Annotated in this window: 21 protein-coding genes; 12 read left to right on the top strand and 9 right to left on the bottom strand. The window is 68.4% G+C overall.

All coding sequences use genetic code 11. The annotated features are described in order from the left end of the window. The first annotated feature begins 390 nt into the window (after positions 1-390). A complete protein-coding gene (locus IE265_RS37385) occupies positions 391-738 on the top strand; it encodes a DUF1330 domain-containing protein (RefSeq protein WP_190040254.1) in 348 nt (115 codons plus the stop codon). A 139-nt stretch (positions 739-877) separates the two neighbouring features. Here the strand turns inward: IE265_RS37385 and IE265_RS37380 are convergent, their stop codons facing one another. After that, positions 878-1,261 carry a winged helix-turn-helix transcriptional regulator gene (locus IE265_RS37380; RefSeq protein WP_190040253.1) on the bottom strand — a complete coding sequence of 128 codons (384 nt, stop codon included), beginning with the start codon at positions 1,259-1,261 and terminating at the stop codon, positions 878-880. Between the two features lie 87 nt (positions 1,262-1,348). On the opposite strand from IE265_RS37380, the gene IE265_RS37375 reads away from it, so the two are divergent. Then, a complete protein-coding gene (locus tag IE265_RS37375; protein ID WP_190040252.1) occupies positions 1,349-2,332 on the top strand; it encodes a zinc-dependent alcohol dehydrogenase family protein in 984 nt (327 codons plus the stop codon). Between the two features lie 304 nt (positions 2,333-2,636). Here the strand turns inward: IE265_RS37375 and IE265_RS37370 are convergent, their stop codons facing one another. The 4 genes from IE265_RS37370 to IE265_RS37355 all read right to left on the bottom strand — a co-directional run bounded on the left by IE265_RS37370 (position 2,637) and on the right by IE265_RS37355 (position 9,061). Beyond that, a complete protein-coding gene (locus IE265_RS37370) occupies positions 2,637-5,843 on the bottom strand; it encodes a family 78 glycoside hydrolase catalytic domain (RefSeq protein ID WP_190040251.1) in 3,207 nt (1,068 codons plus the stop codon). 101 nt (positions 5,844-5,944) lie between these two features. Further along, positions 5,945-7,201, bottom strand: a complete 1,257-nt coding sequence (locus IE265_RS37365; protein ID WP_190040250.1) for an ABC transporter substrate-binding protein — start codon at positions 7,199-7,201, stop codon at positions 5,945-5,947. Between the two features lie 97 nt (positions 7,202-7,298). Continuing rightward, entirely contained in the window at positions 7,299-8,120 is an 822-nt protein-coding gene (locus tag IE265_RS37360) for a carbohydrate ABC transporter permease (protein ID WP_190040249.1), read from the bottom strand. Beyond that, positions 8,117-9,061 carry a carbohydrate ABC transporter permease gene (locus IE265_RS37355; protein ID WP_190040248.1) on the bottom strand — a complete coding sequence of 315 codons (945 nt, stop codon included), beginning with the start codon at positions 9,059-9,061 and terminating at the stop codon, positions 8,117-8,119. Before IE265_RS37355 ends, IE265_RS37360 begins: the two co-directional genes overlap by 4 nt. Positions 9,062-9,391: 330 nt before the next feature. Between IE265_RS37355 and IE265_RS37350 the strand changes: the two genes are divergently transcribed. Both IE265_RS37350 and IE265_RS37345 read left to right on the top strand, forming a co-directional pair. Continuing rightward, the gene (locus tag IE265_RS37350) at positions 9,392-10,429 is read left to right on the top strand and encodes a LacI family DNA-binding transcriptional regulator (RefSeq protein ID WP_190040247.1); all 1,038 of its coding nucleotides are present in this window, start codon (positions 9,392-9,394) and stop codon (positions 10,427-10,429) included. 506 nt (positions 10,430-10,935) lie between these two features. Next, positions 10,936-11,457, top strand: a complete 522-nt coding sequence (locus IE265_RS37345; RefSeq protein WP_190040246.1) for a hypothetical protein — start codon at positions 10,936-10,938, stop codon at positions 11,455-11,457. A 279-nt stretch (positions 11,458-11,736) separates the two neighbouring features. Here IE265_RS37345 and IE265_RS37340 read toward each other — a convergent pair whose 3' ends face one another. From IE265_RS37340 to rpmB, 3 genes are all read right to left on the bottom strand, one after another. Beyond that, a complete protein-coding gene (locus IE265_RS37340; RefSeq protein WP_190040245.1) occupies positions 11,737-12,222 on the bottom strand; it encodes a hypothetical protein in 486 nt (161 codons plus the stop codon). 735 nt (positions 12,223-12,957) lie between these two features. Beyond that, positions 12,958-13,263 carry a 30S ribosomal protein S14 gene (gene rpsN / locus IE265_RS37335; protein WP_190040244.1) on the bottom strand — a complete coding sequence of 102 codons (306 nt, stop codon included), beginning with the start codon at positions 13,261-13,263 and terminating at the stop codon, positions 12,958-12,960. Next, a complete protein-coding gene (gene rpmB, locus IE265_RS37330; RefSeq protein ID WP_190040243.1) occupies positions 13,263-13,499 on the bottom strand; it encodes a 50S ribosomal protein L28 in 237 nt (78 codons plus the stop codon). Before rpmB ends, rpsN begins: the two co-directional genes overlap by 1 nt. A gap of 68 nt (positions 13,500-13,567) precedes the next feature. On the opposite strand from rpmB, the gene rpmG reads away from it, so the two are divergent. The 8 genes from rpmG to IE265_RS37290 all read left to right on the top strand — a co-directional run bounded on the left by rpmG (position 13,568) and on the right by IE265_RS37290 (position 18,366). Further along, complete coding sequence (gene rpmG / locus IE265_RS37325; protein WP_190040242.1) at positions 13,568-13,732, top strand: 50S ribosomal protein L33; 165 nt, start codon at positions 13,568-13,570, stop codon at positions 13,730-13,732. Between the two features lie 37 nt (positions 13,733-13,769). Continuing rightward, positions 13,770-14,024 carry a type B 50S ribosomal protein L31 gene (locus IE265_RS37320; RefSeq protein WP_190040241.1) on the top strand — a complete coding sequence of 85 codons (255 nt, stop codon included), beginning with the start codon at positions 13,770-13,772 and terminating at the stop codon, positions 14,022-14,024. Between the two features lie 17 nt (positions 14,025-14,041). Then, positions 14,042-15,178 carry a CobW family GTP-binding protein gene (locus IE265_RS37315; RefSeq protein ID WP_373303116.1) on the top strand — a complete coding sequence of 379 codons (1,137 nt, stop codon included), beginning with the start codon at positions 14,042-14,044 and terminating at the stop codon, positions 15,176-15,178. A gap of 49 nt (positions 15,179-15,227) precedes the next feature. After that, positions 15,228-15,467 (top strand): 30S ribosomal protein S18, encoded by a 240-nt coding sequence (gene rpsR, locus IE265_RS37310; protein ID WP_190040239.1) that lies wholly within the window; start codon positions 15,228-15,230, stop codon positions 15,465-15,467. Between the two features lie 366 nt (positions 15,468-15,833). Then, on the top strand, positions 15,834-16,847 hold the full coding sequence (locus IE265_RS37305) for a TerC family protein (RefSeq protein WP_190040238.1): 1,014 nt from the start codon (positions 15,834-15,836) through the stop codon (positions 16,845-16,847). A gap of 102 nt (positions 16,848-16,949) precedes the next feature. After that, positions 16,950-17,138, top strand: coding sequence for a hypothetical protein (locus IE265_RS37300; RefSeq protein ID WP_190040255.1), 189 nt, complete (start codon positions 16,950-16,952; stop codon positions 17,136-17,138). Positions 17,139-17,450: 312 nt separating this feature from the next. Then, on the top strand, positions 17,451-17,948 hold the full coding sequence (locus tag IE265_RS37295) for a hypothetical protein (protein ID WP_190040237.1): 498 nt from the start codon (positions 17,451-17,453) through the stop codon (positions 17,946-17,948). A 214-nt stretch (positions 17,949-18,162) separates the two neighbouring features. After that, on the top strand, positions 18,163-18,366 hold the full coding sequence (locus IE265_RS37290) for a hypothetical protein (protein WP_190040236.1): 204 nt from the start codon (positions 18,163-18,165) through the stop codon (positions 18,364-18,366). A gap of 126 nt (positions 18,367-18,492) precedes the next feature. Here IE265_RS37290 and IE265_RS37285 read toward each other — a convergent pair whose 3' ends face one another. After that, complete coding sequence (locus tag IE265_RS37285; protein WP_190040235.1) at positions 18,493-18,918, bottom strand: hypothetical protein; 426 nt, start codon at positions 18,916-18,918, stop codon at positions 18,493-18,495. Positions 18,919-20,112: the final 1,194 nt, after the last annotated feature.

Raw genomic sequence — 20,112 nt, 5'->3', positions numbered from 1 at the left:
TGCATAAACTGCTCGCTGCTTGATCAACTCACGCCGTGTTGCAACGATCCCTCGAATCCACCCCACAGGCCCGACCACAGCAGTTCAGGTGTCTGCGCAGCGGCTGCGCAATCCGTCTGCGCAATCCGCATACGCAAGGGCTGCGCAACCGCCTTCTGATGCACGCGCCGCGCACCCGACCGGTGTGCGTGCGCATCGACGACGCGTACCGCCCGAACCGCGAAGACCACGGGGCGATGTCCGAACGCGGAAGCCCGCGGCGCACCGCCGACCGACGCGGCAGGGCGGCGCTGCCGGCCCGGGGTCGATTACCTGCCAGGTCATCGACCCCGGCCCGTCCGGATGCCACGATCATCCGTGTACGGAGCCCGACCGACCGGAAAGGACGCAATGCCCGCCTACGCCATAGCCCACCTGCAAGAGGCCGCTCCACACCCGGAGATCGCCGAGTACATCGAGCGCATTCCCGCCACCTTCGAGCCGTACGGCGGCCGCTTCCTGGTGCACGCCACGCAGCATGAGGTGAAGGAGGGAAACTGGCCGGGGCACGTGGTGCTGATCGGCTTCCCCGGGATTGCCGAGGCGCGGGCCTGGTGGGACTCCCCCGCATACCAGGAGATCGCACCGCTGCGCTCACGGCACATCGAGGGCGACATCATCCTGGTCGAAGGTGTCCCCGGGGACTACGACGCGACGGCCACCGCGAAAGCCATGCGGGAGGCCCTGCCCGCCGATTGAGCCCGGGCCCGGGCAGGCCGCAGCGGACTGTCACCTCGGCCCTTCCGTCCGTGGTCGCGACTGCTTACGGAAGGTGCCGGATATCAAAAGCCCCACCCGGCTCACGGTGTCCCACCAGCGAGGCCACGCAGCGCCAAGATCAACCCGCGGCGCGAACACGGGCGGCAGTCGCGGCTTCCGCCGCCTCCTGGAAGTCGACGATGGCCCCGCCGTGGTCCCTCGCCCAGCGCGTCAGGACCTCGATGGGCTCGACGAGGGTCCGGCCGAGGTCGGTGAGGCTGTACTCGACCCGCCGTGGCGTCTCGGCACGGCGTTCGACCAGACCGTACTGCTGGAGTCGGCGCAGTGTCTGGGTGAGGACCTTGCGTGAGATACCGCCGATCAGGTCGACGAGTTCACCGTGCCTGCGAGGCTGATGGCTGAGCCCGAAGATCACCAGCACGGCCCATTTGTCGGAGAGGATCTCGACCGCCAGGCGCGTGGGGCAATCAGCGAGAAAGGCCGCTCCATCCACGTTCTGCATGACAACCGAAGGTACCAAAAGGTAACGCACGGCTCCGTAGCGTCCTTCGCGAGCAAGAAGACCAGCCGCAGTCGCGAAGGAGTCACCATGCCACGAGTCGTCGTGTTCGACGAGTTCGGCGGGCCGGATGTCATGCACGTCGTCGAGGAGCCGGTCGTCGAACCCGCCGCCGGCGAGGTTCGGGTCAGGATCGAAGCGTTCGCCGTCAACCCGCTCGACCGGATGATGCGTTCCGGCACATCGCCCGCGATCGTCCCCCTGCCACACGCCCGCCTGGGGGTCGAGGGAACCGGCGTCATCGACGCGCTGGGCACCGAGACCACCGGGCTGAGGGTCGGCGATCCGATCATCCTCGCCGCCGTTCCGAACGCGAGCGTCAACGGCAGCTACGCCGAATACACCACACTCCCCGCGAGCCAGGTCGTCGCCCGGCCGGCCGGGCTCGGCATCACGGAGGCGGCAGCGATCTGGGTCGCGTACTCCACCGCCTACGGCGCGCTCGTCGAGAAGGCGAGCATGCGGCCCGGCGACCACGTCCTGATCGCCGGCGCGTCCGGCGGCGTCGGCCGGGCGGCCAAGCAGATCGCCAATCAGATCGGCGCCGTACCCATCGCCGTGACTCGGCACACGACGAGGAAGGACGACCTGCTCGCCGCCGGCGCCACCGCGGTCATCGCCACCGACCATGAGGACGTCGCCGAAGCCGTCCGCCGGCACACCGGCGGACGGGGCGCCGACATCGTCCTCGACATGGTCATGGGCCCCGGCCAGCAGGATCTCCTCAAGGCGGCCCGCCCCGGCGGAACGCTGGTCGCCGCGGGCTTCCTGGACCCCCGTCCCACACCCGTCCCGACAAGCACGCCGCTCACGGTCTTCAGCTACCGGAGCTTCGAGCACACCCTCGACGCCGTCGTGGTGAACCGCATGACGGCCTTCCTCAACGCCGGTGTACGCCTCGGTGCGCTGCGGCCCGCCGTCGACAGGGTGTTCGCCCTCGACGACGTCGTCGAGGCACACCGCCACCTCGAGAAGGGTCTCCACGGCGGGAAGAAGATCGTCGTCACGGTCTAGGACAGCCCACGAGAAGCCGCCTCCAGGGCCAGCACTGCTGTCTCGCTCTCACGCGACAGGCAGCGAATGCGGTCGCGGACGGCTTCGGCAGCCAGGGCGACGGTCCTCTCCCAGGAGGCTCCGGGCAAAGGTCTGCCGCACGGTCCAGGAGCCGGCAGGGCTTTCGGGCTGGCGGGCGGGGGTCGATCCCCCGCGCCCGACCTGGCAGCGGCGAATGACCCGATACGCAGCCGCTCCTGCGGGCGTGTGCCCGCGGAGCCGCAGCGCTCCGCCGACACACCGCCCGCAGGAGTGGGCGACATGTCTACGCGCCTGCGCGCACGCCTCGTGCGGTGAAGGTGTACGTGCCTGAGGGGACCGTGTAGACGGCGCGGTCCCCCTCGGTGCGCAGGAAATCGGCGCCGCCGGGCACGTCCCGGGAGGTACGGGTGCCCTTGGGGACCCGTACCTCGGCGGTGGTGTTCGGTGGGATGCGGACGGTCAGGCGGAAGGTGCCGTCCTTCAGTGTCCACTCCGACGCGGCCTCGCCGTACGGGGTCCGGTAGGTGCCGTCGACGTGGGTGAGGTCTCCGACGGGCCTCGGGTCGATGACCAGCTTTCGGTAGCCGCCCGAGCCGGGGGCCTGCCGGATTCCGGCCAGGCCGCCGTGGAACCACTCCTCGATCTGGAGGAGGATCATGTGGTTCTTGGAGTTCCGGATGCCCCACTCCTCCGGAATGGTCGTCAGGCCCCCGGGGTTGGCGGTCGTGGGCGCCATGAAGAACCCGTAGCTGGGCTGGGTGTCCTCCTGCAGGACCCTCCAGAGGATGTCGTCCCGTCGGCCGTCCATCAGGGCGCGGACGATCGGTGCCAGGCCGATGGTGCCGCCGCTGAAGTGCGGGCCGCCGCCGGAGGGATGGAAGCCTTCGACCAGTTCGACCAGGGCGTCGAGGACACGGGCGCGCTGGTCGGCCGGGACGAGTCCTTCGTCGAGCGCCAGTGCCTGGGCGGCCTGCGTCGCCCCCTCCGTGCCCTGTGGACCCTGGCTGGTGTACCGGCCCAGGGTCCTGTTGTAGAACGCGTCGTTGAACGCGGTCCTGATGTTGTCGGCCAGCGCGCGGTACTCGGCGGCGTCCGCGCTGCGTCCCAGCAGCGCGGCCATCCTCGCCATGCGGTCGGCGACCTGGTGGTAGCCCCAGGTGCCGGTGATGCGGCCCGAGGTGGTCTCGGCGGCGATCCAGTCGGCGAGGGCCGCGTCGACGATGTGGGCGTCGGCGCCGGTGCCTGCCTTCCGGGTCCTGATGTAGGTCAGGAACGCCTGCATCTGCGCGTAGTGGCGGGCCATGGTCCGGGTGTCGCCGTAGGTCTCGTAGAGGAACCAGGGGGTGAGGACGATGCCGTTGCCCCAGTTGATCTCGTCCCCGAAGCGGCCGGTGTACCCCCAGTCGTACACGGGTGCCTTGAGGGCGACGTTGCCGATGTTGTCGCCGGCCTTGGACTGGCCGTCCGCCAGGTGGCGTTCCATGGTTCGCAGGTAGGCCGCGTATCCGAAGTGGCGGTGCAGGGAGTGGAAGGGCTGCAGGTAGTCCGCGGGGTAGGCGAGCTTCTCGCGGCCGGGGCAGTCCGTGAACGTGGACATCAGGTTGCTCATGATCGAGTACCGGGACATGCGGTGGATCCGGTTGATCCGGTCGTTCGACGTGCGCAGGCTGCCCGCGACGGGGGTGGCGGCGTGCAACTGCAGGCCCGTGAGGGTCTCGGCGGTGGGCTCGTATCCGTCGGGCAGGCCGGTGACCTGCACCCATTGCATACCGAAGTAGTTGAGTTCGGGATGCCAGGTCTCGTCCTCGGTGGCGCCGTGTGCTGTGTACGCCGCGAAGACGTTGGTGCCGCGGCCTCCGCCGCCGCCCATGATGGAGTCCTGGTTGACGGTGCCGTCGGCGTTGAGGGGTTCCGCGGGCTGCATCTTGACGGTCGTACCGGCGGGAACCTTTCCCTCCAGGGTCAGTTGGGGCCATCCGGCGAAGTTCTGGCCGAAGTCGAAGACCCAGACGCCTGGCTGCGGTTGGGCGACGGAGACGGGACGGAACCGGTCGGCGATCTTCACCGGTTCCCCCGCACGCCATACGAGTTCGGTGGTCAGGTTGGGCGGCGGGGCGATGCCGGCGGCGACCCAGCCGACGGGTGAGCCGTCGCGTCGGCGGGCGTTCCTGCCGAGGTCGGCGTGGGCTTCGCTCCAACCGGCTTGTTCGCGCCGCGCGTCGTGGTCGGTGCCCGAGTACCAGTTGTTCGTCGTGGTCGGCCCCAGTGCCGTCCTCCACGCGCGGTCGCTGACGACGGTCTCGACGGAGCCGTCGCTCATGGTGATTTCGAGTCGGGCGATCATTCGGGGCGTGACGGCCGCGCCTGCGCTGGGGTCGGTGCTCGCGAGGGAGTTGCCCGAGCCGGTGACGGTTGCGGTGGCGGTGTGGGCCTTCTTGAGGGCGGGCTGGAAGGTGATCCCGGTTCCGTCGGCTCCGGCGGTGCCGACGGCGGTGATGGTGCGTGATTCGAGCCGCTCGCCGCCGTCACCCGTGTCGATGTTGATCGTGCCGCCGACGTGGTAGCCGGCCACCGCACTCAGCTTGACGGTACGGTCCCCGGCCGCGGCCGGAGCCGTGAGGGTGCCGCTGCCCTTGGTCTGGCTCTGCCACCAGCTGTAGGGGGCGGTTCGGCCGGTGGCGGGGTTGGTGACGGATCGCGTGACCAGTGCGGTGCCGTGTCCGAGCTCGACACCGATCACGTTGGTACCGGGGCGCACGAGGTCGGTCACGTCGTAGGCGCGGTACTCGGTGGACAGCTGATAGTTGGAGTTGCCCGGGGCGAGGACCTCGTCGGTGACCCGGTTGCCGTTGACTCGGGCGATGTGCAGGCCGACACCGGACAAGTACAGCCGCGCTTTGGTGATCCTTGAGCTGTGGCGGTCGACGGAGAATGCCCGGGCGAAGATCGGCAGCGGGTCGCCGACACCGCGGGTGGGGTGCTCGATCCACTCGGCGGTACCCCAGTCGGCGCGCTTGAGCAGGCCCGTCTCCCAGGTGGCGGGGCGGCTCCAGGCGGTGGCGTGCCCCTGGTCGTCCCAGGCTCTGACCTGCCACAGCACCTCTTGGCGGGAGCGGAGGGCGCGACCGCGCCACGGTATGTCGTTCTGGGCGTCGGACTGGACCTTGCCGGAATCCCACAGGTGGGGCCCGCGGGCGAGTTCACGTGCTGTGCGGGCGGCGCGGACCTGGTAGGCGGCCTGCTTCCATGCCTGCCGGCCGGTGGCCGCCCGCCAACTGAGCCTCGGGGTGGTGTCGTCGACACCCAGCGGTTCGTCGAGACGTCCGTTGACGGCGAGGTCGACGACGGCAGCGGTCACGGACGCTCCACGGGCTTGTGCGGCGGTGGCTGGGCCTGCGGTCACGAGGGGGACCGTCATGCCGGCCGTTCCGGCGACCATGACTGCCACGACGTGCCTGCGGCTGAGGGGGTCGCGTGGCTCTGCGGACATGCTGAAGCTCCTTGTGTGCGGAGGGGGTGGTGTGGTGGCGTCGCCGCACGGGATGTGGCGTGAGGTCGCCGTCGGCGGGCGCGCGGGCGCCGTTCAGTCGGTCAGGAGCCGGCCTCGTAGTCGGCGTCCATGGCTTCGAGGACGTCCTTCGGCTCGGCCTGGCCGCTGAAGATCTCCTGCAGGCCGCTGAGCATGGTCTGCTGCACCTTGGCGTTGGGCCAGAGCTGGTCCATGAACGGCACGGTCCGGTCGTCGGTGATGAAGCGCGACAGCTCGGTCAGTGACGGGTCGACGGTGTAGCCCGTGTCGGGCAGGGTGGGCAGGCCGCCCTGCTTCTTCACGTACAGGTTCATGCCCTTCGGCGACATCACGAAGTCGACCCATTTCAGGGCGAGTTCCTCGTTCTTCGCCTTCGCGTTGACGCCGTAGCCCGCCCCCGCCGCAGCGGGCATGAGGGCGTCGTCCGCCTTGTCGTCGGCGGGCAGGGGCTTGAGGGTGAAGGTCCCCTTCGGGTTCTTCTCCTTGAGCAGGGCGATCACCCAGTTGCCCTGCACGATGCCCAACGTCTTGCCAGTGGCCGCGAGTTGCTGACTGGCCTCGTAGTTCGTGCCGAGGGGGTTCTTCTGGAAGCAGCCCTCCTTCTCCATGGTCCGGTACTTGTCCATGGCAGCACTCCACGCGGAGTCGGCGAAGGTCGCCTGCCCTGCCTGCATCTTCTGGTCGAAGTCCCGGTCGGGCCCGTAGACGGTCGTGGCGACCAGGGCGTACTGCACGATCTGCGTGACCCAGTTGTCCTGGAGTCCGAGCGCGAAGGCGGGGGTCTTCCTGGCGGCGGCGTCCTTGCAGAACGTCAGAAGTTCGGTCCAGGTGGTGGGGGCGGTGAGGCCGGATGCGGTCAGGGCCTGCTGGTTGTAGACGGCGCCGATGCCGTTCTGCCCGAAGAGCGCGTTGTAGGTCTTGCCGTCGTACTGGGCGACGCTCTTGGTGGCGGCCGGCAGTTTCGCGGCCCAGGGGCGGTCCGAGAGGTCTCGCAGGTAGCCCGGCTCGGCCAGCACATGGGTGGCGGCCGGGTTGCCGTTGCCGGGCCAGACCGACATCACGTCGGGGGCGGTGCCCGAGGACAACTGGGTACGGATCTGCTGCTGGTACTGGTCGGCGCCGCTGGTGGTGTACCGGACCTTGACGCCCGGGTTGGCCTTCTCGAAGGCCTTGACGACGTCTTCGACCGAGCCCTGGTCGACGGAGGCGAGGGTGAGGGTCTGGGAGTCCTTTCCGTCTCCTGCTTCGGTGCCGCCGCTGCAGGCGGCGAGCAGCGTGACGGAGGCGGTCGCGGCGAGGGCGGCTCGTAGGGTCTTCATGATGTCTCCTGCGAGGAGGAACTGCGGTGGGATGGGCGGGACAGCGCCCTCGGAGTGCAGGGGCTGCGGGGCGTGCGGGCGGCTCGGCGGAGGTGTGTCACCCCCGCAGTCCGCCGGCGAAGCCGTTGATGATGCTGCGTTGGAGCGCGAGGTAGACGGCCAGGACCGGCACGATGCTGATCACCAGTGCGGCGAAGATGAGGTTCCAGTCGGTGACGTACTGGCCGACGAAGCCGGCGATGGCGACCGGCATGGTCTGCTGGGCGCTGCCGCTGAGGTACAGCAGCGGGGTGAAGAAGTCGTTCCAGACGGCGACGGTGTTGAGGACGAGTGCGGTCACGGTGATCGGCCTGAGCATGGGCAGGACGACATGGCGGAAGCCCTGCAGGGGTGTGCAGCCGTCGATCCGGGCGGCGTCCTCGAAGTCGCGGGGCATCGCGCGCAGGAATCCGGTGTAGAGGAACACGGTGAACGGCACCTGCAGGCCGCAGTGGAACAGGATCAACGCCCAAGGACTGCCGAGCAGTTGAAGGTCGCGCATGGTGTGGTAGAGCGGCAGTGACGCCAGTTGGAAGGGCAGGACCAGGCCGAGCATGATCAGCAGGTAGGTGGCGCGCGACCAGCGGGTGGTGATCCGGGCCAGGGGGTAGGCGGCGAGAGCGGAGACGGCCAGGACGACCACGACACTGACCGTCGTGACGAGGAGGCTGTTGGCCAGTGCGCCGCCGAGCGCGCCCTGCCGCCATGCCTGCGAGAAGTTGTCGAAGGTGGGCGAGGTGGTGGGCCGGATCGGTGAAGAGGTGTCCGAGGGGGCCCGGACGGCCAGGTTGACGAGGATGTACACCGGGAACGCCACCACCAGGGCCGCGGCGGCCATGACGAGTTCCAGGGCGAGGGTGCGGGGGCGGTAGCGGCTCACGACGCGGCCTTTTCGTTGCGGGCCAGCATGAAGTACTGGCCGGTGGAGACGACGGCGACGACGAGGGTCAGGACGACGGCGAGCGCGATGCTGTAGCCGAACTCCCCGAGGGTGAAGGCGTCTTTGTAGATCAGCGTGGAGAGGGTGTCGGTGGCGTGTCCGGGGCCGCCGCCGGTAAGGGCGTACACCTGGTCGAAGAGCTTGAGGCCGCCGATGCTCGACAGCATCAGGTTGATGGTGAGCGCCGGTGTGAGCAGCGGCCGGGTGACGGACCAGAAGCGGCGGACCGGGCCGGCGCCGTCGATGGCCGCGGCCTCGTGGATCTCGGCGGGGACGGACTGCAGGCCGGCCAGGAAGATCACCATCGAGTAGCCGGCGTACTGCCAGACCGTGACGCCCACCACCGACCACAGTGCGGTGTCCGGGTCGCCCAGCCAGTTCTGCTGCCATGACTCCAGTCCGACGCCACCCAGCAGACCGTTGACCGCGCCGTCGGGGCCCAGGAGGTTGCGCCACAGGTACGCCGTCACGATCTGCGTGATCACAGCGGGCGCGAACAGGAACACCCGCAGGAGATTGCGGGACTTGATCGCGCTGTTCACGCCGAGCGCGAGCAGGAGCCCGATGAGGTTCTGGATGACGGTGATGGCCAGGGCGATGAGCAGCGTGTGCCAGATGGCCTGGACCGCGTCGTCGTCGCGGGTCAGGTCGGTGAAGTTGTCCAGGCCGACGAAGGAGAAGTCGGGGTCGAGGCCGTCCCAGTCGGTGAAGGCGTAATAGACCCCGCGGGCACTCGGCACCAGCACCACGAAGACGAACAGCAGCATCGCGGGGAGCAGGAACCACCCGGTCGAGGCCGTCCGCGACCGGCGCACCGGGGCGCGTGCGGAGACCGGAACGGGAACGACCGGCTTCCCGGGTTGATCGGTCGGAGCAATCATCACTGGCGAACCCACCTTGAATGAAACGTTTCAATGAGATCGCCGACGGTGCACCGGAAAACTGCGCCGCAGGAGTCTCTGCGCGACATCGTTGGATCGACGTACTGGAACGGCCGTGGACCGGGTCGTGCCGGGCATGGAATGGGTAACGTTTCCCACGAGCTGCGCCGACCCTAGGATCCACCCCCTGTCACGTCAAGATGTTCTGCAAGCTGCGTCTTCATGACCCGGAACGACAGCGCGGCATGCTTGAGCCGATCCGAGGGATCACACTTTCGGAACGGTGGCCCTACACTCTGCGGCAACGTTCCCCACGATGGAGGCAGCCGGATGGAGCCGCCCGCGCAGTCCCGGCGCGTGACGATCGTCGACGTGGCGCGCCACGCGCAGGTCTCGACGACCGCCGTGTCGAAAGTGCTGCGCAACGCCTATGGCGCCAGTCCCGCGATGCGGGAGAAGGTGCAGCGGTCGATCGCCGAGCTGGGGTACCGCCCGTACGCGGCCGCCCGGGGCCTGCGCGGGCAGACGTACACGATCGGCATCATGCTCCCCGACATCCGCAACCCGTTCTTCCCGGACATCGTCGACGGGGTGACCGACTGGTTCAAGGACACCGACTACCAGGTCCTGCTCGGGCCGGGCTGCAACGGCGAGGAAGCGGAAGCCCGCGTCACCGAAGCGATGGTCGACCGCGGCATGGACGGCCTGATCCTGGTCGCGCCCGTGTCACCGCGGTCCCACCTCGAACACCTGGCGAACCTCGTGCCGACCGTGGTCGTCGGCCGGCACGGGCACTCGCCGCGATACGACACCGTGGCCGACGACGACATCGCGGGGGCCGCGCTGATCGTCCGTCACCTCGCCGATCTGGGACACCGCCGCATCGCGCACATCGAACACCTCGAAACCGATCCGACCCGCATCGCGGAGATGCCCAACACCCAGCGCTCCGAGGGCTACCGGCGGGCCATGCGGGAACGGGGCCTCGCGGACGAGACGGACATCGTCTCCACCAGCTACACCCAGGAGGGCGGCTACCTCGGGGCGCAACAACTGCTCGCCCGCAAGCGCCGCCCCACAGCGATCTTCGCCGGCTCGGACTTCGTGGCGATGGGTGTGCTGGAAGCGCTGGCCGAGGCCAAGCTCTCCGTCCCGGAGGACATCTCCCTCACCGGCTACGACAACACCTCGTTCGCCGCGCTGCGTTCGATCTCACTCACCAGCGTCGACCAAGCGGGGAACGACATCGGCGCCAACGCCGCCCGCCTCCTGCTGGACCGCATCACCGAGCGGGGCAGACCGACCGTCCAGGTCAAGCTCTCCCCCACCCTCATCGTCCGCAACTCCACCGCGCCCGCGGCCCGGTGAGCAGCGGAGCGCGACCGGGAAAGGCTGCCCCGGTCCGACACTTGGCGATCGGGCGAGTTGCCTCGACCACCTCGCCTGCGGCCCCAGGGACGGGGATGCTGGTGTGCAACAGCTCCGCTCCCGCGCTTCGTTGCGGGCTCGCTCAAGGAACAGGACCAGCCGAGGCCGGCGTCGAGGGATCAGGCCGGCCAGGTGGACCGGTGCACATCGGGGGCTGCTTGGAGTCGCCGACGGCGGAGCCGGGTTCGCGGCCCGTGCGGAGCTGGGCGGCCAACTGACGAAGCGTGGCGGCCAGGGACAGTGCGGTGATGACGAAGGCGGAGACGCCGAGATCGAAAGACTGATCGGGATCTACAAGCTTCCCCCGCGGGTGCGTCCGGAGTCCGCCGCGGGAAGCCCAGTACCGGTACGTTGCTTCCTGCATCAAGTCGCAGTACGTCCCAGCCCGTACGGGCCGTCGTGGCCCGTGGTGCCAAGGCGGTCCGCATCCCGTGGAAGGGGAACATGTGGCCACCCCGGACAGCGAGTTCCTGACTCACGCCTCGGAAGTCGCCTTCGAGTTGGGCCCAGACCGCTTCCGCATCTCCGCACTCACCATCGGGTCTCGGCAGATCACATTCACCGAGACCGATGGTCCTCCACAACCGCCTCTCTATGCCGATGGTGAGCCACCGCAGCCGGGACGCGCGGGCCGACGGGAACACGACTGGCAGCCCGCTATCGACGCGCCGCCGTGGATGACCCTGGCCTGGCTTCTGGAAGACCTTGCTACGTGGATCCGGCAGATGGCCGACGATCACATCACCGTGCTCGGCCTTGAAGCACCGGAGCCGGACTGGTGCGACCTGATCATCCGCGACGGCGACAGCGTCCACCGAGTCCGGATCGCTGTAGCCGGCCGACGTGACGTGCTGGACTTCCCCGGAATGTACTTACGAGACTTGTTCGCCGAGGGCCGCCACCGCGACCATCTGAGTCCGGGCCTTTCCGGGGCTCTGCCGGTAGTGGATCTGCGTACGGTCTTGTGACGAGTGCCCGCCCGGCTTTACACACTGGCTCTCCATTCCGGGTAGCCAGGCAACGGGTAACCGTGCTGCTGAGGGCGCGAGACCACAACCCTCAACCGGCGACGGCACTGTGATGCATACCCCTGCCGAAGCCCTCCGCCGTGCGCGCACCACCCACCGCGAGCGCGCGCAAGGACTCGAGCAACGACTGGCCGCAGCACACGGCGAGATCCTGCGCCTGCAAACCGTGATCCAGTCACAGAACCCGAGGTCGTAGCAGCACTCGCCTGGCTGCAGAGCTCACGATCCAGAACGCAATCCCAGAACGCTGTGCTGCACCACACCCGAGGGCAGATCGCTCTTTCCCGAAGCCCGAGCAGTCAGCTCCACGAGTCCGGTCCGAAGGCCGGTGGCCGGCTCACCAAGGACGACCGCGCTGATGACGAGTTCCAGCATCAGACGGTCGTACTCGTCGCCCCTGCTCCGATAGCGCTCGCCATCTGCCTCCACCACGGCAGAGGTGATCCTCCTGCCACCACCCGCCACCGGGGCGAAGGACGCCTCGTAGACGCCTCGACCGGTCCAACTCCGGTGCATGAGGACGACATCGCCTTCGACGAAGATGTTCCACTTCTCATCCATGTCCCGCGCTCGATATCCGCGCTGGATCCGGTCCCAGTCCTCGTCGGTCCAGACACGATCGGGCAACTGGGGCAAAGGCCTGGGCGAGCTGATCGGGTGGAGGCGCCGGAACGACTCTCGGGTGAGCGGGGCATCGGCAGTCATGACGTGATCCTACGTATGCACCATTCCAACAGAGCAACGGATTACCTCCAAGAGCCGGCAACCTGGGCGGAGGGCCCCCTCAGCCACCTTCCCGACGCGTCTGCGGCGTCCTGGACAGCATCTTTACGAGTTCCGTCACTGCTGCCCCAGATGATGCACGCCGCCTGCCAGTCCCAGCACGCCGACACTCTGACCGTGGCCTGTACGACCCCGACCACACGCCCAACCACCGCTCGCCGAACCCCGACCATGGGCCCGACCACCGCAGGTCGATGTGATGCGTGGCTCAACGGGCTCCGGACCGTCTGCGTCTTGCCGTTGAGCCTGGCTCACCGACTGTCGGCGCCTGCACACGTGACCGGCATCCGGAACCCACGCGGCGCCCTGAGTACCACTTCCGCCGCTTTGCCGGCTTGACGTCGCCCCCTCCGGAGACACCCTGAGCCGCCCGTCCCGTACATCGACAGGCTCCCAGTCGACGGACGGATCGGCGCCGCGGTGCGACCGGCTTCCACGCGGCGGGCATCCCGTCCGCCTGCCCACCCGTGCGGAGGGAGCCATGAACGGCCGTGCCGGCTGCCGCGCACGGAGAAGCGACCTGCGGCGTCCGCCTTCCGCGGGATCTGAGTCGTGGCCGGACACGCGCTCGTCCACGTGCGGGCCGATGGGGGCTGCTGGTCGTGACTCCGCCGAGTCACGACCAGCAGCAGTCGATCCGCTGTCGGAACGGGACCGTCACCAGGACGACTTGGTGACTCCGGGGAGGAATCCGGCGTGGGCCTGCTCGCGCATTCGGACGCGGGACAATCCGAACCGCCGCAGGTGTCCCCGCGGTCGGCCGTCCACGCTGTCCCGGTTGCGTACCCGGGTCGCGCTCGCATCACGCGGTTGCCTCCGGAGCTCCGCCAGAGCAGCGGTCCGCTCCGCCTCCGGGGTGTCCGGGCGGCGGATGACCTCCTTCAACTCGGCCCTGCGGACGGCGTACCGCGCCACGATCGTCTTGCGCTTCTCGTTCTTCGCGATCTTGCTCTGCTTGGCCATCAGACCTTCTCCCCGCGGGCGCGGATGCGGGCCACGGCCGCCTCGATCCCGATGTTGTCGATCGTCTTGATCGCCTTGGCGCTGAGGGTCAGACGTACGTGCCTGCCCTCGCTGGGCAGCCAGTACCGCTTGCGCTGGGTGTTGGGGTCGAAGCGCCGGGACGTACGTCGGTGCGAGTGGGAGATGTTGTTGCCGAAGCCCGGCTGGGCTCCTGTCAGTTGGCAGTGGGCGGACAAGGTGTTACCTGCCTCTCTTCGGACGGCTCCTCTTTGGAAATGGAAACCATTGTCATATACTAGCGCTCATGGCCCGCAACGAAGTACGCCCGATCGTCAAGCTCCGCTCCACCGCCGGGACCGGCTACACCTACGTCACCCGCAAGAACCGGCGGAACGATCCCGACCGCATGGTCCTGCGCAAGTTCGACCCGATCGCCCGCAAGCACGTCGCCTTCCGCGAAGAACGCTGACCCCTCGACCCCGCCCCCTGCATTGAAGGACCACGCCATGAAGCCCGGAATTCACCCCCCGTACGGCCCCGTCGTCTTCCGCGACAAGGCCGCCGGCTCCGCATTCCTCACCCGCTCCACCGCCACCAGCGACAAGACCGTCGAGTGGGCCGACGGCAACACCTACCCCGTCGTCGACGTCGAGATCTCGAACGCGAGCCACCCCTTCTACACAGGCACCGCCCGCGTCCTGGACACCGCAGGACGCGTCGAGCAGTTCGAGCGCCGCTACGGCCGGCGCGGGGCCAACTGATGCGGAACCAGCCCCGAATGCCCGTCGTGATCGTCGGTGGGCTCCATTCCGACGCCCGCAAGGAAGTTGTCGACCGGCTCCTGCGAAGCGTCCCCGGCAGTGTCGCCCTCCACCATGACCTGGCCGGCGCGGCCGAAGGCACCCTGCGGCGCCTGGTGCGCGACGCCTCGGGCCAGTTGTCGTGCGGCGACGCCCCGCTCGTCAACGACTGCGCCTGCTGCGCGCTGCGCGAGGACCTGGTCCCCGAGCTGGAACGCATGGCCGCCGACGGTGTGACCAGACTCGCGATCGTCGAGCTGTGGGACTCCGTCGAGCCCAGGACGATGGCGGAGGTCGTCGCCGCCCACGGCGGTGACGCCCTCGAACTCACCAACGTGATGACCGCCGTCGACCCCGCGCTCGTACTGCCCTGTCTCGCCAACGGCGACGACCTGGCCGAGGCCGGGCTCGCCGCCGCGGCCACCGACCAGCGCACGGTCGGCGACACCTGGGCCCGGCAACTGGAGTACGCGCCCGTGCTCGCTCTCGTCGACAGCGATGAGGCCGACGACGGGGACCGCGCACTCCTCGCCCAGCTCCACCCGACCGCCCGCCGGGTGCCCGCCGGATCGCGCGAACTCGCCCAACTGGCCTTCGCCGGCTTCGATGTGGAGGCGGCGGCCGCCGCCCAGCACCCGGCCTGCGCTCGGCTGCCTCATGAAGCGGAGGAGGCCGGGGTCACCACCCTCGTCTGGCACCGCCGCCGCCCCTTCCACCCCGAACGCCTCTACCAGGCACTGGAAGACCTCTGCTGCAGCGCCGCCCGCAGCCGCGGCCGGTTCTGGCTCGCCGACCGGCCCGACACCCTGCTCTCCTGGGACGCCGCAGGCGGCGCGCTCTGCGTGGAGAACGCCGGGCCCTGGCTGGCCTCCCTGGCGGACGCCGCGTGGGACATGGTGCCCCCGATGCACCGAGCCGCCGCCGCACTGGACTGGCATCCCGAGCACGGCGACTGCTGCCAGCACCTCGTCTTCACCTCTCCCGGCCTCGACCGCGACGGCCTGTCACAGCTTCTCGAGTCCTGCCTGCTCACCGACGACGAGTACGCCGCCGGTCCCGAGGCGTGGAAGCACCTGCCGGCCGCGTTCGACTCCCTCCTCGACCCCGTCTCGTAGACCCCGCAACAGACACCCGTTCGACATCAGCACCGAAGCAGGAGGACCCATGGCACGCCGCCACGACCCCCGCAAGCCGCCGCTCAAGTCCCGCCCCAACCCCCTGGACGCGGCCGGAATCACGTACATCGACTACAAGGACACCGACTTGCTGCGGCGCTTCATCTCCGACCGCGGGAAGATCCGCAGCCGCCGCGTCACTCGAGTCACGGCCCAGCAGCAACGGCAGATCGCCACAGCGATCAAGAACGCCCGGGAGATGGCGCTCCTGCCACACACAGCCCGTTGACCATGCGTGACACACGACCTCCCTCGCCCAAGCCCGACGACTGGCTGCCGCACATCACCGCGAGCGCCTCGACCACTGGCTGCCCACCGGCGTGGAGACCAGTTGCCCCGGCTCCTGGAAGCACCCCGCAGAGCGCAGCGTCCCCGGAGACAGCTGAACAGGTGAGTCGAGGACCCCCGGCCGGCCGAAGATGCCACCTCGGTCGCACGTTCGCACGGGAGCCGGGAGCCTGGAGCCGGGTGCGCGCGATGATGGTTGCGGCCGCATCAATCACCACCCGCTCCGCATGCCCCCGGCGGGACAATGCCGGACACTCCTGTATAGGGGCCGGCGCAATTCGCGCGGGCCACACTGAAGGTGTTGAGCGTGCTCGAGGTCCCACTTTGGCTGTGGGGGGCGTTCGCCGCGACGGTGGTCGTGTCGCTGGCGGTGGACCTGCTGTCCCACCGCACCGCGCACGTCATCGGCTTCAAGGAAGCAGCAGCCTGGAGTGCCCTGTGGGTGAGCCTCGCCCTGATCTTCGGCGCTGTCGTCTTCCTGGTTCTCGGCCCGACAGCCGGCACCGAGTACACCACCGCTTGGCTTCTGGAGAAGAGCCTGTCGGTGGACAACCTCTTCGTCTTCGCCGTGATCTTCGCCTACTTCAAGGTGCCCCGCGAGTACCAGCACCGCGTGCTGTTCTTCGGCGTCATGGGCGCGCTCGTCTTCCGCGGGATCTTCCTCTCCCTCGGCGTGGCCGTTGTCAGCCGCTTCACCGCGGTGCTGTTCGCCTTCGCTGCGATCCTCTTCTGGAGCACGTACAAGCTCCTCAAGGACGAGGAGGAAAGCTTCGACCCGGGCAGGAGCTTCGCCGTACGGATGCTCCGCAAGATCATGCCGGTACGGGACGAGTACGCCGGAGCGAAGTTCTTCGTCAAAGAGGCCGGCAAACGGATGGCCACCCCACTGCTTGCGGTCGTCGCGGCGATCGAGGCAGCCGACCTGGTCTTCGCAGTCGACAGCGTCCCAGCCGTCCTCGCGGTCAGCGACGACGCCTTCATCGTCTACACCAGCAACGCTTTCGCCATCCTCGGCCTGCGGGCGCTGTACTTCATGCTCGCGGGCCTCCTGGACCGCTTCCACTACCTGAGCAAGGGCCTCGCGATCATCCTCGCCTTCATCGGCGTCAAGCTCATCCTCCAGGCATCCCACAAGACGATCAGCCCCGCCATCCCGGAAATCCCCTCACTGATCAGCCTCGCAGTCATCGTCGTCGTCCTGGCAGGTTCCGTCCTGCTCAGCCTCACCAGGCCTCCCCCGGCAGATGCGGCGGAACAGACCGACGGGCAGGGAGACACCCCCGAAAAGCCCAGCTCACCACCTGCGGCGGGCGACTCCTAGTCCCCCGGTTCAGCAGCCGAGACGCCGAACCCCGCCCACACTCGGTCCCGCGAAGAAAACAGGGGACTTTCCGACACGCGAATACGGGCATATAGTAAAGAAATGGTCAAAATGAAGCGCAAGCCCGAAGCGTACGTGTGTCCGACCTGCAAGAAGTCCGTACTGGCCGCAGTCCACCGCCACAAGACCCTCGGCGTGTTCGTCCCGGTCTGGGGCCCGGGCGCATGCCAGAACCGCAGCTGCCCCGAGTTCCGACTGGACCCCGCCCACAAGCACTCCCCCGCCCGGTAACGACGATCAGCGGGCCGACCCGTCAGATCGGGCGGCCCGCCGGATCCCCTCCGGGGAATGCCGGCCCACACGATCGCGGCCGTCACCCGCCCGCCCACCGGTTCGCACCGCAGAAGGCTTGAAGGCGCACCATGCCGGCGCCGACGAGCAGCGGTGTCGGGTGGGCGTCCAGCAGCGTCGCCACCCTCGACGCTGGCGTGAACCTGCCGAGTCATGTACGGCGTACGGATGGACGTGTTCACGTCCTGACGGACCGAGATTGATCGTGAGAAGTCTGCTCCGCTGCCGTTTGCCGGGCGGCAGGATGGGCGGATGACGTTGAGCGAGACGACCTTGCTGGCCCTCATGCGCGAGCTCGACGACCCCGAGCGACTGGAACAACCGCTGCACTACGACCGCGCCGAGATCGGCCTGGCGTTCGACGGGCTGATCCGTCGACTCGAAGCCGACTTCGAAGCCCCGTGCGAGTCCGAGCGGGACAGCCAGGACTCCAGCGAGTACGGGCGCATCCACGTACCCGCGGAAGCCACGATCTGCGGAACGCGGATCGTGGTCTGCGTGAGCAAGTTCGGCTCCCTCGCCGAGGTCTGTGCCGACAATCCCGGGGCCTACCTCGGCACGGAGGAGGCCCGCGAGGAGGGCGTGCTGGACATGGCCGACCTCGCCACGGTGGAGCAGGCACTGGCCGAACTCGGCTACGTGAGCGTCCCCGAAGAACTACTGGAGAGCGACTACGAGGGCCCCAGCGCGCTCGAACCCTTCGCAACGCGGCCCACGTGGTGGACGCGGTTCTTCGGCACCATCTGGTGACCCGCCCACCGATACGAGCGAACGACCGGTCATCTCGCAGAGCACGTTCATCGTCGGGCGCGGAGGTACAGGCTCCGGGCGGCGTACGTGACGGCGAGGCTGGCGGTGAGGACGCCAAGCGGGCGACGCAGCGCGGATTCGGACGGGTGGGGCTGGAGTCGGGCGCCGAGCCGCACTGAACAGTGGCCGGAAGGGCAGTTGACCAAGTTCAGGGTTGCTGCCCGAACAGCGGCACATCACCGGGAGCCAGATCGCTCCTGACACGCTCCAGCCACACGGGATGGCGCCGGTGGCCGACCCCGTCCAGGGCTTGGCGGACGCCCGGGTTCAAAGCGGTGATGCGACCGGCGTACTGGAGCAGGCCGTCGGCATCGAACCGGCCGAGCAGGGCCGTAACAAGAGCCGCCGAGATACTTGACCCGCACCGATCACGGCCTCGGTCGTCTGCGGGAACCGGAACTGCGCCTTCTCTGCACTTCACTCCATCGGGAGCAGCATGCGTGCTGGCGGTGGCAGAGCTGGACAGTGCGAAGCAGTAGGCCGTTCAGGTCTCCGGGCATTCAGCCTCTGACTGGCTCGCTGAGAGGCAGGGTGGCCGTCCTGCTCGCACGTAGTCCCGGTACTCGTCACCGGCCATTCCCTGATTGACCCATCGGTCACGGCCGGCACCGAGCCTCTTCTCGGCGATGGTCAGGGCAGCCAGGGGCTCATCGACAACGGCGATCTGGCAACCGAAGTCCTCTTCGCCGTCCTCGCGCTCGAAGGACGGGAATTCGACCAGGTCGTAGGAGCCCTCGCCACCGATGTCCTGGGCCAAGTGAACCACCAGGGCGAAGCCTTCGGCCGTGGGCCGCAACTCGGCCCATCGGATGCCGGGAGCTTCCGGGGTCCCTGCCGCTCCCAGGAACTGCTCAATCGAACGACCACGCCGAAGTGCGTTGAGTGCGAAAGGTACGACGAGATGGCGCATTGGTGCAGGCTAGACGTTGCCGAGACTGATGGACACCGATGATCACTGGCTTCGTGGTCGAGCCAGGCCCAGAGCGGTAACCGCACGTCGAGTGAGCCTGGCCGCCTCGGCCTGCGCGGATGCAGGAGTGTTCGTGTCGGCAGGGAGTGCCGTACGGTCGAAAGCACTTCCCGAGCTCCACCTTGCGTTTGTCGAAGTGCTCATCGAGTTCGGCCCATCCCCGGCGGCGACGCCACCGTATTCGCCGGCTGGCCTCAGAACTCGGCGGTGCTTCAACTTCCCTTGCCACCGGCAGGACATCCACCCACCCGGCACACCACAAGGTCGGACCAAACCCCGGAGTGTCAACTGGATAGCCAGGTCAGGTCCTCTACGGCCGAACGGCAACAGCATCGACGCCAGACTCCCGCAGCTTGCTGGCCAGGAACTGCATCTCAGGCATCGTGCCTGAGTGGGCTCCCGCCAAGACCTCCCTCAGCAGGATCTTGACTTCCGACAGGCCAGCGCCAAGTTCTGCCCGGAGAACCCGCATGATCGCGGCGTTCCTCGCTGATGGATGCACCTGGAGGCGGGCTGGTCCCCGCTCGGAGAGCAGCCGACCTCGTAGTTCGGAAGGCAGATCACCGCCGCAGTCGGCCAGTACGAACCCGCAGGCTGAACACCTGGACTCCGAGTCCCAGCGCAAGGAGCCGTTGACCAGTGCTTGGACGCCCCAGCACTCCAACTCTGCACCGCAGTCCTGACATCCGGCTGAGTACCTGATGGACTCGAAGCCCGTCTGATCGATACCCACCCCTTCCAGGAGTGAGGCTAGAGGACAGGCTGAGCGCAGGCGATACGAGGAGACCGCGAAGCACGCCGCCGCGAGAGTCCTGGTCCGGGTGGCCTCCTTGTCGCCTGACCAGACCAGTGCCGCTGATAGCCCGAGGGCCGGTCCGCCGCTGATACCTCCGCACCGCCTACGGGAAGACGCCCCAGCGATCCCGGGCAAGGAGCAGGGCCACGAATCAGCGTCCACCGGTTCGTGGCCCTGAGCCCACTCTTGCGCGGCTCTGCCGACCCGCAGAGGCACTCGCCCGACTCATCTCGCGCCGAGGTCAAACGGCAAGCTCCTGCGCGGCACCTTCCGACGCCTGAGGGGCCTCGCGTTTTCCGGACGGGCTTCTGACCGTTTATTTCATGCGGCGATTCGCA

The organism is Streptomyces fructofermentans (genome assembly GCF_014651055.1).
Lineage (GTDB): Bacteria > Actinomycetota > Actinomycetes > Streptomycetales > Streptomycetaceae > Streptomyces > Streptomyces fructofermentans.
Note: the sequence above shows the minus strand (reverse complement) of the source record. Positions and strands in the feature narration are given on the sequence as shown.